The sequence below is a fragment of the Streptomyces sp. NPDC127097 genome (genome assembly GCF_042724075.1).
Taxonomy (GTDB): Bacteria; Actinomycetota; Actinomycetes; order Streptomycetales; family Streptomycetaceae; genus Streptomyces.
Genome location: NZ_JBHXFI010000003.1, coordinates 35,812 through 52,638 on the forward strand (window position 1 = coordinate 35,812; position 16,827 = coordinate 52,638).

The following is a 16,827-nucleotide window of genomic DNA, read 5'->3' on the forward strand; positions in this document are numbered from 1 at the left end:
CGTATTGAGCCGCTCCAGGAGCACACCGTGACCCACGCGCGAACCGCCGGCCCGTTCATCGCCGCGATCGACCAGGGCACCACGTCAAGCCGATGCATCATCTTCGACCGGGACAGCCGTATCGTCTCCATCGACCAGAAGGAGCACGAGCAGATCTTCCCCAGGCCGGGCTGGGTGGAGCACGACGCCAGCGAGATCTGGACCAACGTCGAGGAGGTCGTCGCCGGCGCCCTCGACAAAGCCGGGATCACCCGCGGCCTCAGGGCGATCGGCGTCACCAACCAGCGCGAGACCACCGTCCTCTGGGACAAGAAGACCGGCGAGCCGGTGCACAACGCCATCGTCTGGCAGGACACCCGCACCGACGCGCTGTGCAAGGAGCTCGGCGGCAACGTCGGCCAGGACCGGTTCCGCCACGCGACCGGCCTGCCGCTGACCTCCTACTTCTCCGGCCCCAAGATCCGCTGGCTGCTGGACAACGTCGCCGGCCTGCGCGAGCGCGCCGAGCGCGGCGAGATCCTCTTCGGGACCATGGACTCCTGGGTCATCTGGAACCTCACCGGCGGCCCTTCCTGCGGCGTCCACGTCACCGACGTCACCAACGCCTCGCGCACCATGCTCATGAACCTGCACACCCTGGAGTGGGACGAGCGCCTCCTCGCCGCCATGGATATCCCAGCTGCCATCCTGCCGCGGATCCGCTCCTCCGCCGAGGTGTACGGCATGGCCGGCGGAGCCCTCTACGGCGTGCCGGTCGCCTCCGCGCTCGGCGACCAGCAGGCGGCGCTGTTCGGCCAGACCTGCTTCTCCGAAAGCGAGGCCAAGGCCACGTACGGCACCGGCACCTTCCTGCTGATGAACACCGGCCGCCGGCCCGTCCACTCCCACAGCGGGCTGCTGACCACAGTCGGCCACCGGATCGGCCGGCGGGCGCCGGTCTACGCGCTGGAGGGCTCCATCGCCGTCACCGGCTCGCTGGTCCAGTGGATGCGCGACCAGCTGGGCCTGATCGGCACCGCCGCGGAGATCGAGACCCTGGCGAGCTCGGTGGGGGACAACGGCGGCTGCTACATCGTCCCTGCCTTCTCCGGCCTGTTCGCCCCGTACTGGCGCTCCGACGCCCGCGGCGTGATCACGGGCCTGACCCGCTACGTCACCAAGCAGCACCTCGCCCGCGCCGTGCTCGAGGCCACCGCTTGGCAGACCCTCGAGATCGTCAATGCGATGCACAAGGACTCCGGCGTTGCCCTGACCTCACTGAACGTCGACGGCGGCATGACCTCCAACAACCTGCTGATGCAGACCATGTCGGACGTCCTGGACACCCCTGTGGTGCGCCCGATGGTCGCCGAGACGACCTGCCTCGGCGCTGCCTACGCGGCCGGACTGGCCGTCGGCTTCTGGCCGGACACCGACGCACTGCGCGCCAACTGGCGCCGCGCCGCCGAGTGGACGCCCCGGATGGACGCGGCCGAACGCGACCACGCATACGAACTCTGGCTCAAGGCGGTCGAGCGGACCACGGGCTGGATCGAAGAGGAGCACTGAGAACGTCGTCCTCAAGCGCCGTGCTCCGTGGAGATCCATCTTCAACGTCACGATCACACGGCGCCGTTGCCGGAGTGTCACCGGCCGACGGCAGTCCGTGCCGGGAGAATCGGAAGCAGCCGCCGGAGGGACGTCGTCAAGTTACTGGCGTGGAAGACAAGTTGGGACTTGCTAATGGTGTGCGGGTGCCGTGCGGGGCCCTGCGGTCAGCCGGTGGCTGGCATGCCGGTGATGGTCTTCCAGGTGCGGAAACGGTCGGTCATCTCGGTGCGATAGTCACTGGCTGTGAGGAGATGTCGTCGGGGCCGGAAGAGAGTCGAGATCCTGGAGAACGCGGCGAGGAATCTCTGTGCCGCGCCGGCGGAGCGGAAGTTCTTCATGGGGCGTTCGCGCTGCCTCGTGGGCTGGTGGCTGTTCTCGGCTCGGTTGTTCAGGTACTTCGAGCTGCGGTGCTCCACCGAGGGCAGCACCTCGCGGTGCGCGGCGCCGTAGCTGCGCAGCTTGTCGGTGACGATCACCCGGGGCACGTACGCGTACTGTTTGAGGAGCTTGCGGAAGAACCGCTTCGCGGCAGCGGCGTCGCGCTTGTCGGTCACCAGGATGTCGAGGAACATTCCCGTCCTGGCCCACGGCCCGCCACAGGTACCGCATCCGTCCGTTGACCTTGATGAACACCTCGTCCAGATGCCACCTGTCCCCGGGCCTTGGCTGCCGCCGGAGCTGGCCGAGCACCCGGACTACCCGCGCATCCTCGCTGTCTTCAACGAGGCACCAGGCACTGCGCGGCCTGGGGCGGCCAGGCGGAGCCATTGGCCAGGGCTGCCGGTCGGGCCGCGAAGGTGCCGGCGAGTTGCTCGGCATGTTCGACGCCGGTGGTGGCGCGGGCTTCGGTCCACCAGTAGGGAACCGGCGGTGGGGTAGCTCCGAGCAGTCGCTCGGCCTCGCCTTCGACCTGGACGAGCAGCGGTGCCTCGACGGAAACGAGCGGTCGCCCCTCACCGTCGCAGGACTGCCGCTTGAACAGCCCGCGGCAGAGAGGATCGGCTGCGGCCCGAACAGGGAAGGGCCGGGTATCACCGACGGCTCGCCCTTTGAGGTCACCGGACGAGAGCCAGCTGCCACCGGTCAGCTTGCAGCCCTTGCCCTGCCGCGGCTTCTTCACCGCCTCGGCCAGGGGGACTTCCTTGCGAGTGTCACAACCGTCGTGGTCGGCGTCTGTCCACAGCCGGAACTTGTCGCGCTCATATCCGGCCCGGGCCTCGCGGGACACCTTCAACCGACCTATCACATCCGGCAGGCTCAGCGTCCCGTTCTTGCTGTCGGGAGGTGATGCGCTCGCTGACGGCGGCTTCGCATCCTCGTGGGGGGCTCCGGGAGCGCACCTGGCTGCCAGTTGGGCTTTCACGGTAGAACGCACCACTGACAATTCCCGCTGACCTGCGCATTCATGCCAGGCCAGACGACGTCGGCTTGGAGTACCGGAGCGTCAGGAAGGCACTGATTCCAGAACGAGTTACCGACCGAGGTGATGGAGCCGGGGCCCAACTGGCCGACGGTGTTCGCGCCGTACGATGCGATGGCCCTCACCAGTGGCGCCCAGCCGGGAGGCGTACGGGTGCCATTGGGGAGCAATCTGGGTTTGCTCGTTCATCCCTGCTTGACTCCAGTTCTGCAGAGTCTGCAACCTGCTCCGCAGGTGCCCAGGACTCCGGCATCGTCGTCCATGGCGGGGCGGAGACGGCATGTTCATGCGGATACGCCTCCCCGGCCGCCTCGATCAATTCCTCATGGGTGTCACTCACGTCACTCGTCATCCCGCCGCCCACCAGAGCCCCGGTACGGCAGCAGGGCCCGTCCCGCGCGTCGCGGTCCGGACCCTGCCCCGTGCGGTGCCGCCCTGCGGCGGCGGTGCGTCAGCTCTGTGCGGTGTCGTCGCCCGCCTGCCCGGCGCCCTCAGCTGCGCCTGCCTTCTCGCGCATCTTGCGCACCAGCTCCGCCTTCTGGGCGGCTGCACCCTGGCGGTCGAGGTTGCGGTGCGGACCGTTGTTCTGCCGTTCGGCGCGGGACAGCCTCTTGCGCTGGCCGCCGCCCATGCCCACGGGGTTGTTGATGTTCTTGCTCACGGTCACGGGTTCTCCCGGTAATGGTGTGAAGTGATCTACGGATTCATCGGTGGGGGACGGGCGGCGACGTCGAAGGACGTCAGCAGGGGCCCGTCACGCTCTCACTCGTAAATCGGCGTCTGGAAGAACATGACAAGGACATTACCCGGTTCCGTCGGCCCCGCACACAACCTTTTCGCCGGCCCAGCGTCGGCCGGCCTTCGGCGAGCGCCCGGGGCCAGCCGTTTCCTTCCGGGAATCTCAGCACCGCCCCGCCGTCACGGGACAACCTTTAGCCCGCCACGCCAGAAGCCCCGCCAGAGCATCTTCAGTTCTAGGGGGCGTCGCAACACCCCAGCTCAAGGGGTGCGATGGACTTCGAGATCCGTAAGATCCGCAAGGCTCAGGGGCCTGTGGAGCTCCAAGCCGAGCGGGAGGAATACTTCCGGCTCGTGCAGATGGGGCTGACAAACAAAGAGGCAAGCCGACGCGTTGGCGTCCATGACCGGACCGGCCGCGAATGGCGAAACGGCCGTACCGACCCAAAGCGACGGCGGGCTCCTGCTCTCGCAGGGCAGGAGCCCGTGCCCTCGCCGACGAGGTACCTGCGCGACGACGAACGCATCCACATAGCCGACCGGCTGCGGGAGAAGGCGTCCGTCCGTGCCATCGCCGCCGAGCTGGGCCGTAGCCCGTCCACGATCAGCCGGGAGATACGCCGCAATGGCATGCCTCTGCGCGGGGGGCCACGCCCGATGGGTCTACCGCCCCCACGCCGCTCAGCGCCGGGCCGACCGGCGCCGGCCCCGGCCCAAGCCCGGCAAGATCGGCCAGAACAACGAGCTGCGGGACTTCATCCAGGCCCACCTGGCGATGCGGTGGAGCCCGGAACAGATCTGTCACGCTCTTCGCAGACGGTTCCCCGACCGGCCGGAGATGCACGTTATCCACGAGACGATCTACCAAGCCCTCTACGCGCAAGGCCGCCGGGGAACTGCGCCGGGAGCTGGCCAGAGCCCTACGCACCGGTCGGGCCCGGCGCAAGCCGCACCGCCAGGCCGCATCCCGCCAGCCACGCTTCTCCCACCCCATGGTCATGATCAGCGAACGGCCCGCCGAAGCGGACGACCGGGCTGTCCCCCGCCACTGGGAAGGCGACCTGATCATCGGCAAGGACAGCGCCTCCGCCATCGGCACCCTGGTCGAGCGGGCCACCAGCTACATCATGCTCGTCCACCTGCCCCAGGCCGCGGCGCCGAAGACGTCAGCACCGCCTTGCAGACGACCGTCCAGGCCCTGCCGCGGCACCTGACCAAGTCACTGACCTGGGCCCAGGGCTCCGAGATGGCCGCCCACCACGCCTTCACCGTCCCCACCGACGTCCCGGTCTACTTCTGCGACCCGGCCAGCCCCTGACAACGCGGCTCGAACGAGAACACCAACGGCCTGCTGCGGCAGTACTTTCCCAAGGGCACCGACCTCTCCGCGCACGGCCCCGAGCAACTGGCCACAGTCGCCGCCAAACTCAACAGCCGCCCACGCAAAACACTCGACTGGGAAACCCCAGCCGAGCGCCTGCATAAACTGCTCGCGGCCTGATCAACCAACCACGTGTTGCAACGACCCCTGAAATCCGCCCATTCCGGCGGTGCCTTCGTTCAGCCCGGTGAGGCCGGGCGGAGGATACGAGTAGCTGTGGAGTTACGTCGCGGCCGGTACTGAGCAGCCTGCGGGCGACCGCGCAGAGGGGCGGAAGCCGGTCAGCCGGCGAAGCCCGGGACCACCAGGCCGGACTCGTACGCGATCACCACCGCATGGGTCCGGTTCTGCGCGCCGAGCTTGGTCAGCACGTTTCCGACGTGGGTCTTGACCGTCTCCAGGCTCACCGTGAGGGACTCCGCGATTTCCGGATTGGAGAGCCCGGTGGCCATCAGGCGCAGCACCTCCTCCTCCCGGCCGGTCAGGGCGGCGTGCGGCAGCGCCTCGGCAGAGCCCAGCGGGCGGGCGGCGACCATGCGGCCCAGTGCGGCCGGGAAGAGGACCGCTTCGCCCGCCGCCACCACCCGGACCGCCTCAGCGATCTGACGGACCGGGAGGCGCTTGAGGACGAAGCCGCTGGCGCCCGCGCTGAGGGCGGCGGTGACGTAGCCGTCGTTCTCGAAGGTGGTGATCACCACGACCTTCGGCGGGTCGGCCGCTTCGGCCAGCAGTTGGCGGGTGGCCTCGATCCCGTTGCGACGCGGCATCCGTACGTCCATCAGGACCACGTCCGGCCGCAGGCTCTGCGCCCGTTCGACCGCCTCGACGCCGTCGGCGGCCTCGCCGACCACCGTGATGCCCGGCTGTGCGGCGAGCAGCATGCGCAGGCCGCTGCGGGTCACCTCCTCGTCGTCCGCGATCAGGAGGGTGACGGCGGGGCTGGTGACGGGGGGAAGGGGCATGACTTCGCCCGCGTCGGATCCACTCACGCCGACACCCGTACCGGCAGCCGGAGGGCCATACCTTCGCCCGCGTCGGATCCACTCACGGCGACACCCGCGCCGGCAGCCGGACGGCCAGCCGCCAGTGCTGCGTCCCGTCCGGGCCGGCCTGGAACTCGCCGTGCAGCAGCCGGACGCGCTCGGCCAGTCCGGGCAGACCGTGGCCGGAGGTCGGGAAGGCACCCGGGCCCGGGCCCGTCCGCACCCCGGTCCGGTTGACCACCGTGAGATCCAGTCCGCCCGGCCCGGCCGCCACCCGGGCCACGATCGGGCCGCCCGCCCCGTGGCGCAGCGCGTTCGTCAGCCCCTCCTGGAGGATCCGGTACGCCGCCCGGGAGAGCGTCCCCTGCACCTGCGCCAGGTCGCCCGACAGCTCCGGTTCCACCACCGCCCCCGCGTGCCGCAGGCGGTCCAGCAGCTCGGGGAGGTCGGCCAGGGTCCGGGTCGGCGCCGTCCCCGACTGTTCCTCGCGCAGCACTCCGAGCACGTAGTCCAGGTCCTCCAGCGCGGCCCGCGTCGACTCCTCGATGCTGCGCATGGCGGCCCGCGCCGTCGCCGGGTCGGCGGAGAGCGCCTCGCCCGCCACCGCCGCCTGGATGGTGGCCGCCGTCAGCGTGTGCCCGATCGAGTCGTGCAACTCGTGGGCAATCCGGTTGCGTTCGGCCAGCAGCTGTTCCCGCTCGGCGGCCAGCGCGAGCCGTTCGGCCGCCGACGGCCCCAGCAGCCGTGGCGCCGCCCACCGCAGGGCCTTCGTCACCAGTACGCAGATGGCTACCGCCAGCAGGATGCACACGGCCGCCACCACCCAGCTCCACCCGCCCGACACCCGGACCGACGTGCCGAACAGACTCGCCCGCGCCTCGGCGCCGAGCCAGTTCCCCGGCAGGGAGAGGCCCATGATGAACAGCACCCCGCTCGCCAGCGCCCCCGTCCAACCGACGGCCACGTGCAGCACAAGCCAGAGCGGAGTCCGCCAGCGGTCGAGGCCGAGTGAACCGGAGGGCCGGCGACCGGCCACCGGATTCGGCAGCGGCACCCGCAGCAACCGGCGGGCCGACACGACCAGCGCCCGTCGTACGGGGCGCGCCAGGCCGACCACGCCGACCAGGACCGCCCAGACCAGCAGGACCAGGACGATCTGCACGCTCTCGGAAGCAGATCGCCACGACAGCGCCGGCAACAGGGCGAAAGGCAGCAGCGGAAGGCTCGCCAGCGCGCCGCAATAGGCGAACAGCACACCCGCATACGTGGAGCCGCGCAGCAGCGGCCGAATTCCCCTGATCATGGGCGCCAGTATCGCCGGGCAGCCCCCCCGGCAGCCTCCCCCGATCGGGGGAGCAATTTCTCCCGCCTTCCCGCGATGCGGTCAGCGGGCCCTGGAAACCAGGATCGTACCTCGACCAAACGATTCCCCAGGAGTTGACTTATGCGTGCTCAGACCCGGCAGGGCCTTCGTTCCACGACCCGGCAGCAGGGCGGCAGACGGCGACGAGCCGTGTCGGCCGCGGTCGCGGCGGCCATCGGCGCCATGACACTGGGCGCCCTCGCCCCACCCGCCGCCTCCGCCCCGGATTCTGCCGCCTCCGCTGCTGCCGCCGCCAGGCCGGACGCCGTCCAGCAGGCCCTGAACACGCTGGTGCGCGACGACGGGATGCCCGCCGCGCTGGCGAGCGTCAAGGACCGTGACGGCCGCACCCGGACCTACACCGCAGGAGTTGGCGACCTGACCACCGGCTCGAAGGTGCCCAGGGACGGCCAGGTACGGATCGGCAGCAACACCAAGGCGTTCACGGCGGTCGTGGTCCTGCAGCTGGTCGGCGAAGGGAAGATCGGCCTCGACGCCACCGTCGACACCTACCTGCCCGGCCTCGTCCGCGGAAAGGGGATCGACGGGCGCCGCATCACCGTCCGTCAGCTCCTCCAGCACACCAGCGGACTCCCCGAGTACGGCATCCACGTCGACGACGACGAGATCAGGAACCGGTACTTCGAGCCCCGCGAGCTGCTCGACATCGCCCTCCGGTACAAGGCCGACGCGGCTCCGGGGACGACGTGGGGGTACAGCAACACCAACTACGTCCTGGCCGGTCTGATCGTCCAGAAGGTCACCGGCCGCCCCCTCGCCGAGGAGATGGACCGGCGCATCATCAAGCCCATCGGGCTGCGCCACACCTACTTCCCCACCCCCGGCGAGATGACCATCCGAGAGCCGCACCCCCACGGTTACCACCGCAACCCGGCGAACACACCGCTGCGCGACTTCACGGAGATGGACCCCTCCGCAGGCTGGGCCGCAGGCCAGCTCATCTCCACCAACTCCGACCTCAACCGCTTCTTCACCGCGCTCCTCGCCGGCCGCCTCCTCCCGGCGGCCCAGCTCGCCGAGATGCGCACGACCGTCCCCGCCGGGACCTCCGGCCTCCGCTACGGGCTGGGGCTCACGAGCAGGCCGCTGTCGTGCGGCGGCGTCTACTGGGGCCACGGCGGCGACATCGCGGGGTACGAGACCCGGGGCGGTGTCACCGACGACGGCCGCGCCGCCAACGTCGCGGTCACCAGCGTCCCGACGGACAAGGCAGCCACGCAGCACGTGAAGGACGCCGTGGACAGGGCCCTGTGCGGCTGAATCACGCACCCGGCAACCCGAACAACGGTCCAACGATTCCTCAGGAGTTGACTCATGCGTGGACAGACACGGCAAGGGCTTCGCTCGCCGGGCCGGCAGCAGGGCCCGCGGCGACGGGCCCTGCCCGCCGCGGTCGCGGTGGCCATCGGCGTCATGACACCGGGCGCCCTCGCCCCGCCCGCCGCCTCCGCCACCAGGCCGGACGCCGTCCAGCAGAGCCTGAACGCGCTGGTGCGCGACGACGGGATGCCCGCCGCGCTGGCGAGCGTCAAGGACCGTGACGGCCACACCCGGACCTACACCGCAGGGCTCGGCGACCTGGCCACCGGCGCACCGGTACCCGTCGACGGGCAGGTGCGGATCGGCAGCAACACCAAGACCTTCGTCGCGGTCGTGGTCCTCCAGCTCCTCGCGGAGCGGAGGGTGGACCTGGACGCCTCCGTCGACACCTACCTGCCCGGCCTCGTCCGCGGAAAGGGGATCGACGGGCGCCGCATCACCGTCCGCCAGCTCCTCCAGCACACCAGCGGACTCCCCAACTACAGCAACCACCTCGGGGACGACGTCCGGTACCACACCCCCCGCGAACTGCTCGCCACAGCCCTCCAGCAGCCGGCCGACTTCGCCCCCGGGACGAGTTGGAAGTACAGCAACACCAACTACGTGCTCGCCGGCCTGATCGTCCAGAAGGTCACCGGCCGCCCCCTCGCCGAGGCGATCGACCGGCGCGTCGTCCGACGCGCCGGGCTGCGCCACACCTACTTCCCCGCCCCCGGTGACGCGAGCATTCGGGAGCCCCACCCCCACGGCTACTACCGGGAATCGGCGGACGTGCCGCTGCGCGACATCACGGAGATCGACCCCTCCTGGGGCTGGGCGGCAGGCCAGATGGTCTCCACCGGCTCCGACCTCAACCGCTTCTTCAGCGCACTCCTGGCCGGCCGCCTCCTGCCCTCGGGCCAGCTCGCCCAGATGCGCTCCACCGTCCCCGCCGAAGCGACCTTCGGCCCCGGCGCCCGCTACGGACTTGGACTCGTCAGCAGGCCGCTGCGGTGCGGCGGCCTCTCCTGGGGCCACGGCGGCAGCTTCCCGGGGTACGAGACCCGGGGCGGCGCCACCGACGACGGCCGCGCCACCAACGTCGCGGTCACCATGCAGCTCACCGACGAGGCGGGCCGGAGGAATCTCGAACGCGCCGTGGACACCGCCCTGTGCCGCTGAACCCCGCCGAGGGCGTTCCGTGAAGCAAAACGACCGATGGGCCCGACGTGGGGTCGGGCCCATCGGTCTCATGTGTGCACACAGCCGCCACATCGTCACCGCCCACGACGCCGGCCCGGCCGATCTGGAGGGCCGCTTGGTCGCCCACCTCGTGAGGGAACTCCTTGATCGCTGGAGCCTGGATCACCTGATCAGCGATGGCCTACCGGACCTCGGTCGTCGCCCGCCACCTGGACGGCCCGACTGCACGACGTCCTGCACAAGGCCGGAACGGTGCTCATGGTGCTGGGCGTCCCGGACCGGGTGATCGACCAGATCATGGGTTGGGAACCGGGCGGGGCCGCACGGATGCGGCGCGGTATCTCCATCTCCCCGACCACCTGTTGAAGGAAGTGGCCCGGAAGATCGGCGCGGCGATCTGGGGAGCCCCGGAAACAGCTCTTGTGGACAAGGGCCAGGACAACAAGGGCTGAGACAACGTCGAAGGGCCCCACCGCAAGCGGTGGGGCCCTTCGACGTATTGCCCGGTGAGAGCAATGGCGGAGGATACGAGATTCGAACTCGTGGGGGGGGTGCCCCCAACACGCTTTCCAAGCCAGCTACCCGGCCTACGTGGTGGCGGCCACACCCGAGCTGGGCGGCGATGGCACGTCAGCCCTTGATGGAGAAGAAGATCGTGTCCTGGGTGTACCAGTCGAGGTTCTTCGTGGCGAACTCCCACTCGGTGTGCTCGAATTCCAGCTTTTCGATGAGGTGTTGGGTGTCGTAGGTGAACCCGTCGTCCATCCGGCCCAGGACCGTGCGGTAGGCGTCTGCGGCGGGCTTGGCCTTGGCCAGCGGCCACATGCCGATGTGCGGGCCGTCCACGGGATACGGGATGTAGAAGGGGATCTCGTCGGGCGGCCCGGCGAATAGGTAGGCATGGGGCAGGAGGTCGGCGCTCACCCCCAGGCGGCGAAGTTCGTCGTCCAGCAGGCTGAAGAAGGTGCCGGGCTTGGAGTAGACGCCCAGGTCGGATGGGTCAGAGCCGTTGCGGTCGATGATGAGCTGGAGGGCGCTGTAGTAGGCGGCAGCCGCGTATTCAGCGTCTGAGCTGGCGTGGCCGGCTATGAGGTGGTCGAGCGCTTCCGGGATGGACAGGCCCCAGTCGAGGCCCTCATGGTCGAGGTCACGTTGACGGGCCTGCGCGAGCTCGCGTATGACGCCGAGGTTGCGCTGCTGGTCAGATGTCAGGCTCCCGGCGGCCCCGAGAAATGCCACGACATCCGCTTTGTCTGCGGTGTTGAACGAGATGATTCGGCTCATGATCGCCATGCTGCCAGTCACCACTGACAGCGGATCATCCGGAAGGTTCTCGCGGGCCTTGATGAAAATTGCGAACCCCCAAGGTCAGAGCCACCACCGCACCGCCCCGCCCATCTCCCCGGACTGGTGGGGCGTCAGCATGGGGTCAGCTCAAGACCGCTCACGGCCGCCGCTCCCCGAGGCGTCCCGCGGGTGGCTGGCTCACTCCGTGTATCCGGCGGAGTGTGGACGGATTGCGCAGAGGTGTGGAGCCACTGCTAACGACCTTCGTCAAGGGCCCCGGCAGGCTGGTCGGTGACGGATCCTCGGACATACAGGCGAGGCACATGCCACAACCCTCATTGCCCGGGGTCGGATGCACTCCAAGGAAGGTGATCATTTCGTGAAGCGCGCGATCGCGGTTGCCGTTGCGGGGCTCTCCCTGGCCGCCGGTTCTCTGGCGCTGGCCTCCCCCGCCGAGGCCAGCGCCTCACAATGCCAGACGTACCTCAAGCAGAAGGGCTATGTCGTCGGCCCGAAGGTCAAGGCCCATTGCAAGACGGGCGCGTACGGCGGTTCCCTGAATAGACTCGCCTGCACCGTACGGCTCATCGGCATAGATGTGAAGGAAAGGCACGCCTCCACAGCCTGTCGGTTAGCTGACGACTGAGCTTGGGGGTCAGCCGAAGGCGACACGCTGACAGCTACTTCCAGAAACGGACGGCCCCGATTCCGCCACGTCGGTCGGGGCCGTCACAGTGAGCGTGCCGGTGACCGGGAGCACCACCTCCGTCGCCCAGGAGCCGATCTGCCAGAGTCCCTGCGGGCGTTCCTGAGTGGCCACAGGGGGCAGTGGCGGTGTCGTTGTCCGCCGGGGCGCTGGAGGGGGCGGTGGTGGCGGTCTGGGGGTGTTTGCGGGGTACGGGCTGGGCGGTTCGGGTGGGGGCTGGAGGAACGCGGCGAGGTGTCGGTGAGCTTCACCGCGTGCTTGGCACCCGAGCGCGCGGCGCCGCAGGCGGTGCCGCCCATCTCCCGCACTTTTCCAGCACCGCGGCCGCGGCCTCCAGCCCGGGCCCGGTCAGGTTCCACAGCTTCTCGGAGACCAGGTTGCCGTTCGCGTTGGTGCGGCCGGCCGAGCCGAGCGACTCCACCAGGCCGTCACGGCCGAGGTCGAGGCAGCCGTTGCGGACGGTCTGCGCACTGGCCGTACCCGGACACATCAGCTCCGGGATCTGCTCGGCGGTCGCCGCCTTCACCACACCCAGCGCCGCGAGAACATCTGCCGCGTCCTGGCCGTCGACCCGTACTGCCGGCGCCTCGTCCCACCCACTCCCACCCCTCTCCCCCGCACCAGTCACACGCCGGTGCGTCCCTCGGCCATGCGGCCACGAGCCCCGGCCCGGAACCCGGACGCCCCACCCTCAACTCACCAACACCCACCACTGACAAGAAAGAGGGGAAGGAGGGTTGTCGGAGTGCCGTGCAGCCCTTGACCACGGCCTCTGAACTGTGGCTTTAGCCTCTTGCGCCGGAGGGGACGGCATAGGGGGGTTGGTAGGGGAAACCGCAGGAAGCACAGCAAGAGGCACGCCCGGCAGGCAAGCCTTGGCGCCCTTCAACACCAGGGGCTTACCACCGGGTTGAATGCGGACGGGTGCTCAGAGCGGTACGCGGCGGCCGCTTCCTGTGCCCCAGGCCCGCGGCTCTGCACCTCTGGGAATGGCCGTCCTGCCGGCACTGTTGCATCGACCAAGGGACCGGCGTCGCACGGTGGGCACATGGCCATCCGCCCCGGAAGGATCCGGGCCCCCGGGATCGCGGCACGCCCGCCGCGCACTCAGACCAGGATGTATTCCGCAGGAGGACTTGTTCATGACTGACCGGCCCTTGACGCTCATGGCAGTGCACGCCCACCCCGACGACGAGGCCACCGGAACCGGAGGGGTCCTCGCGCGGTACGCGGCGGAGGGTATCCGCACGGTTCTCGTGACGTGTACCGACGGCGGTTGCGGTGACGGACCAGGGGGTGCCAAGCCGGGCGAGGCCGGGCACGATCCGGCGGCCGTCGCCTTGATGCGCCGTCAAGAACTCCAGGCGAGCTGTGAAGCCCTGAAGATCAGCGATCTGGAAATGCTGGACTATGCCGACTCCGGGATGATGGGCTGGCCGAGCAACGACGCCCCTGGATCCTTCTGGCAGACCCCCGTGGAGGAAGGCGCCGCCCGACTCGCGGAGCTCATGCGGCACTACCGACCCGACGTGGTCGTCACCTATGACGAGAACGGCTTCTACGGCCACCCCGACCACATCCAGGCCCACCGCATCACGATGGCGGCGCTGGAGATGACCGAGCTGACACCGAAGGTGTACTGGACAACGATGCCCCGCTCGATGATGCAGCGGTTCGGGGAGATAATGCGCGAGTTCCACGAGGACATGCCGGAGCCGGATCCTGCCGAGGCCGCCGCGATGGCCGAGATCGGCCTCCCCGACGATGAGATCACCACGTGGGTGGACACCACCGCGTTCAGCGGCCAGAAGTTCGACGCACTGGCCGCACACGCCAGTCAGGGCGAGAACATCTTCTTTCTCAAGATGGGCAAGGAGAGGTTCGGCGAGTTGATGGGCATGGAGACCTTCGTACGTGTCCAGGACGCCACCGGCGGGGCCGTACCCGAGAACGATCTCTTCGCCGGACTGCGCTGATCCGACCGTCCCATCGGGGCCTGGGAAAGGTCATCAGCCGCACAGCACGATCGAGCACGTCGAGGAGGTCGGCGTCGGGCGGGCGGGGGAAGGGGACGTCGCGCGCGTAGAGCTGGGCGACGGGGAGGAGGGGGATCGGGGCGTCGGATCACGGGCGGCCCGCTCTGATCTGCTCCAAGGTCGCCAGCTCCTCAGGGGGCCACTGGGGTGCCTCGGGGTTGAGGTGCAGCCGCTGGGCCGATGCGGCGCAGACGCGGCGTTTGAGCCGGATGTCGTCCGGTGAATGGACCACCGGCGCCGCGCGACTGTTGTGCGGCTCGTCGCAGTGGGGCCACGGCTCGTCGGCGGGCCACAGGAGCGGCCCGCCGACGGAGCTGTCGTGCACGGTCGGAGGCTCGGGGCGCGGATGCAACCGGGTCGCCGTGCGTGCCAGCTGGGCCAGTTGAGGGAAGAGCGCGGTGAGGTCGAAAGGCCGCGGTGGGGGTAAGGATGGTCTTCATAGCGGGGATGCTGCCGGCAACATCTGACAACGGGCGTACCGATCCACGTCAGATACCCCACACAGCTTCCCTACGTCAGCAAGAGGACCAGAGGAAGACGCCAGCGATATGGAGTCCGGCCAGGTTGATGGTCGCGGTCTTCTCGTAGCGCGTGGCGATGCCGCGCCACTGCTTCAGGCGGTTGATGCACCGTTCGACGGTGTTGCGCTGTTTGTAGGTCTCGCGGTCGAACGCCGGCGGTCTCCCGCCCCGGCTGCCCCGCCGCAGCCGATGGCCACGTTGGTCTGCCGGCACGGGGATCACCGTACGGATGCCGCGCTTGCTCAGGTGGTCGCGGATCGCGCGGGAGGAGTACGCCTGGTCGGCCAGGTTGCCGCACCTCTCCGGCAGGTGGACCCCACTACCGCACTATCCCAGGCTGCGCGGTGGTAGCCGCTGTGTGATCCGATGGAACAAATCCGTCAGTGGCTCGCCGACCTCCTGACCGAACTCAGTGAGCCCGTAGGTGACTTGGGGCGGCGTCGTCGGCTCGACCTCCCGCCGGACCAGGCCGTCCTTGACGAGCGCGCGCAGGGTCTGAGTCAGCATTTTCTCACTGATGCCCTGGATGCTGTTGCGCAGCTCGTAGAACCGAAGGTCGTTACTCCGCAAGGAGATCAGCACCCAGATACCCCACCGGCTGGTCACGTGGTCGACCACGTCCCGCGCGGGGCAGTCGGTGTGAAACACCTCATACCGCTGGCCCACCTCGACCTGCGTCAGCTGCGCACCTTCCTTCATGTCTGGAGCTTACCTCTAGGTATGTTCTTACGAAAAGTAAGCCCTCCTCCTAACGTCAAATGCCGCAGCGCACAACGGACTAGGAGCTGAACATGATCGTGGTGACCGGGGCTACCGGGAACGTGGGCCGGCCTTTGACGCGGGCCCTGACCGAGGCGGGCGAGCAGGTGACAGCGGTGTCGCGGCACGCGGCGCCGGTGCCGGACGGCGTCCGGCACGCGGCCGCCGACTTGGCCGAGCCGGCGGGCCTCACGCCCGCGTTGGACGGGGCCAAGGCGCTGTTCCTCCTGCTGTCCGGCGACCTGCACGCCCCCGGAGCCAGGCCGGCCGACATCATCGGCCTGGCCAAGGCCAGTGGGGTCCGCCGGATCGTCCTGCTGTCCTCGCAGGGGGTGGCGACCAGGCCGCTCGGCCCGTCGCGGGTCGCGATGCGCGCGCTGGAGGACGTGTTGCGGGAGTCCGGCCTGGAGTGGGCCGTCCTGCGGCCGGGCGGCTTCGCCTCCAATGCCTTGGCCTGGGCGGAGTCCGTCCGCACGCGAAGGGCGGTCGCGGCACCCTTCGGCGACGTCGGGGTGCCGGTCATCGACCCGGCGGACATCGCCGAGGTCGCGGCGGCCTGCCTGGTGGACGACCGGCACACCGGCGGGGTGTACGAGCTGACCGGGCCCGAAGTGATCACGCCGCGTCAGCAGGCACAGGCCATCGCCGCCGCGCTCGACTCGCCGGTGCGGTTCCACGAACTCACCCGCGACGAGGCCAAGGCCGCGATGACCCAGTTGGTGCCTGCGGAACTCGCCGACGACACCCTGGACATCATCGCCGCCCCGAACCCGGCCGAACTACGAATCAGCCCGGACGTGGAACGAGTCCTCGGCCGCGCCCCCCGCCCGTTCAACGACTGGGTCGCCCGCAACATCGCCGCTTTCCGCTGAGGCACACCTCAACCGAAGTGCCCGGGCAGCCTCGTGCGGCTACGGCTACGGCTACGGCTACGGCTACGGCTACGGCTACGGCTACGGCTACCGTCGCACGGGGCGCCCACCTCTCTGTGCCGCCGTCGTCGGCACGCGAGGGCCGGGCCGCGCAGGCCCTCAGGCCAGGCCCTACAGAACAGACTGCTGCGGGGCCGGCCACGCAGTGCCGCACACCGCCGTCGACCACACCGGGACCACGTCTACAGCTCGCACGGCTGCGCCTGCCAACCACGGCTGTTGTACGCCAACTTCGGTCCCCCGGGCACCGTGGCCGAGCCGCTCCTGCTGAGCGCAGCCGGGACGGCGATCCATCACCTGCGGTGGGCTCACGAACCGCATCCGGACTCGACTGACTGTGCCCACAGCATTCATTCCGGAGTACTGGCGAGCACGACATGAACGACGCCGGAGGCCAAGTCGAAGTCGGCACGTACAAAGCCCTGTGCTTGGCCTAGAGGTCAAACACAGGGCTAGTGACCTGTGTCGTTTTCTGCGAGGCACTCGCAGGGGGCGGGACCAAAACAAACCGCAAAAAGACCGGGTCGGAAAGTACCCGCGAAGGATAAACCAAAAAAAACCACCGTAGTCGGTAGGTAAGGGGGGGGC

Annotated in this window: 13 protein-coding genes and 5 pseudogenes; 8 read left to right on the forward strand and 10 right to left on the reverse strand. The window is 69.3% G+C overall.

Features of this window, described 5'->3' with window-relative positions:
* Positions 1–27 precede the first annotated feature (27 nt).
* Positions 28–1,548 (forward strand): glycerol kinase GlpK, encoded by a 1,521-nt coding sequence (gene glpK / locus ACFWJW_RS03885; protein WP_387234484.1) that lies wholly within the window; start codon positions 28–30, stop codon positions 1,546–1,548.
* A 206-nt stretch (positions 1,549–1,754) separates the two neighbouring features.
* Here glpK and ACFWJW_RS03890 read toward each other — a convergent pair.
* From ACFWJW_RS03890 to ACFWJW_RS03900, 3 genes and pseudogenes are all read right to left on the reverse strand, one after another.
* Positions 1,755–2,265 (reverse strand): annotated as a pseudogene (locus ACFWJW_RS03890) (IS6 family transposase); the annotation flags it as partial.
* A gap of 64 nt (positions 2,266–2,329) precedes the next feature.
* Positions 2,330–2,560: pseudogene (locus ACFWJW_RS03895) on the reverse strand (hypothetical protein); the annotation flags it as partial.
* A 901-nt stretch (positions 2,561–3,461) separates the two neighbouring features.
* A complete protein-coding gene (locus ACFWJW_RS03900) occupies positions 3,462–3,677 on the reverse strand; it encodes a DUF6243 family protein (RefSeq protein ID WP_387234487.1) in 216 nt (71 codons plus the stop codon).
* Between the two features lie 437 nt (positions 3,678–4,114).
* Here ACFWJW_RS03900 and ACFWJW_RS03905 point away from each other — a divergent pair.
* Positions 4,115–5,249, forward strand: a pseudogene (locus tag ACFWJW_RS03905) (IS30 family transposase).
* A 161-nt stretch (positions 5,250–5,410) separates the two neighbouring features.
* Here the strand turns inward: ACFWJW_RS03905 and ACFWJW_RS03910 are convergent.
* Positions 5,411–6,091, reverse strand: coding sequence for a response regulator transcription factor (locus ACFWJW_RS03910; RefSeq protein ID WP_030989748.1), 681 nt, complete (start codon positions 6,089–6,091; stop codon positions 5,411–5,413).
* 82 nt (positions 6,092–6,173) lie between these two features.
* Positions 6,174–7,415 (reverse strand): sensor histidine kinase, encoded by a 1,242-nt coding sequence (locus tag ACFWJW_RS03915; RefSeq protein WP_387234491.1) that lies wholly within the window; start codon positions 7,413–7,415, stop codon positions 6,174–6,176.
* Between the two features lie 141 nt (positions 7,416–7,556).
* Here ACFWJW_RS03915 and ACFWJW_RS03920 point away from each other — a divergent pair, with 141 nt between their 5' ends.
* The 3 genes and pseudogenes from ACFWJW_RS03920 to ACFWJW_RS03930 all read left to right on the forward strand — a co-directional run.
* Entirely contained in the window at positions 7,557–8,756 is a 1,200-nt protein-coding gene (locus tag ACFWJW_RS03920; RefSeq protein WP_387234494.1) for a serine hydrolase domain-containing protein, read from the forward strand.
* 54 nt (positions 8,757–8,810) lie between these two features.
* A complete protein-coding gene (locus ACFWJW_RS03925) occupies positions 8,811–9,977 on the forward strand; it encodes a serine hydrolase domain-containing protein (protein WP_387234497.1) in 1,167 nt (388 codons plus the stop codon).
* A 240-nt stretch (positions 9,978–10,217) separates the two neighbouring features.
* A pseudogene (locus ACFWJW_RS03930) lies at positions 10,218–10,450 on the forward strand (site-specific integrase); the annotation flags it as partial.
* A 178-nt stretch (positions 10,451–10,628) separates the two neighbouring features.
* Here ACFWJW_RS03930 and ACFWJW_RS03935 read toward each other — a convergent pair.
* The gene (locus ACFWJW_RS03935) at positions 10,629–11,282 is read right to left on the reverse strand and encodes a hypothetical protein (RefSeq protein ID WP_387234500.1); all 654 of its coding nucleotides are present in this window, start codon (positions 11,280–11,282) and stop codon (positions 10,629–10,631) included.
* A gap of 382 nt (positions 11,283–11,664) precedes the next feature.
* Between ACFWJW_RS03935 and ACFWJW_RS03940 the strand changes: the two genes are divergently transcribed.
* Positions 11,665–11,931, forward strand: a complete 267-nt coding sequence (locus ACFWJW_RS03940) for a hypothetical protein (RefSeq protein ID WP_387234503.1) — start codon at positions 11,665–11,667, stop codon at positions 11,929–11,931.
* 307 nt (positions 11,932–12,238) lie between these two features.
* Here the strand turns inward: ACFWJW_RS03940 and ACFWJW_RS03945 are convergent, their stop codons facing one another.
* Positions 12,239–12,619, reverse strand: coding sequence for a hypothetical protein (locus tag ACFWJW_RS03945; protein ID WP_387234505.1), 381 nt, complete (start codon positions 12,617–12,619; stop codon positions 12,239–12,241).
* A gap of 514 nt (positions 12,620–13,133) precedes the next feature.
* On the opposite strand from ACFWJW_RS03945, the gene ACFWJW_RS03950 reads away from it, so the two are divergent.
* Positions 13,134–13,967 carry a PIG-L family deacetylase gene (locus ACFWJW_RS03950; protein ID WP_387234508.1) on the forward strand — a complete coding sequence of 278 codons (834 nt, stop codon included), beginning with the start codon at positions 13,134–13,136 and terminating at the stop codon, positions 13,965–13,967.
* Between the two features lie 148 nt (positions 13,968–14,115).
* Here the strand turns inward: ACFWJW_RS03950 and ACFWJW_RS03955 are convergent, their stop codons facing one another.
* From ACFWJW_RS03955 to ACFWJW_RS03965, 3 genes and pseudogenes are all read right to left on the reverse strand, one after another.
* On the reverse strand, positions 14,116–14,352 hold the full coding sequence (locus ACFWJW_RS03955; protein ID WP_387234511.1) for a hypothetical protein: 237 nt from the start codon (positions 14,350–14,352) through the stop codon (positions 14,116–14,118).
* A 190-nt stretch (positions 14,353–14,542) separates the two neighbouring features.
* Positions 14,543–14,836 (reverse strand): annotated as a pseudogene (locus ACFWJW_RS03960) (transposase); the annotation flags it as partial.
* 39 nt (positions 14,837–14,875) lie between these two features.
* Positions 14,876–15,247 carry a winged helix-turn-helix transcriptional regulator gene (locus tag ACFWJW_RS03965; RefSeq protein WP_387234513.1) on the reverse strand — a complete coding sequence of 124 codons (372 nt, stop codon included), beginning with the start codon at positions 15,245–15,247 and terminating at the stop codon, positions 14,876–14,878.
* A gap of 92 nt (positions 15,248–15,339) precedes the next feature.
* Here ACFWJW_RS03965 and ACFWJW_RS03970 point away from each other — a divergent pair, with 92 nt between their 5' ends.
* Positions 15,340–16,179, forward strand: coding sequence for an SDR family oxidoreductase (locus ACFWJW_RS03970; protein ID WP_387234516.1), 840 nt, complete (start codon positions 15,340–15,342; stop codon positions 16,177–16,179).
* Positions 16,180–16,827 lie beyond the last annotated feature (648 nt).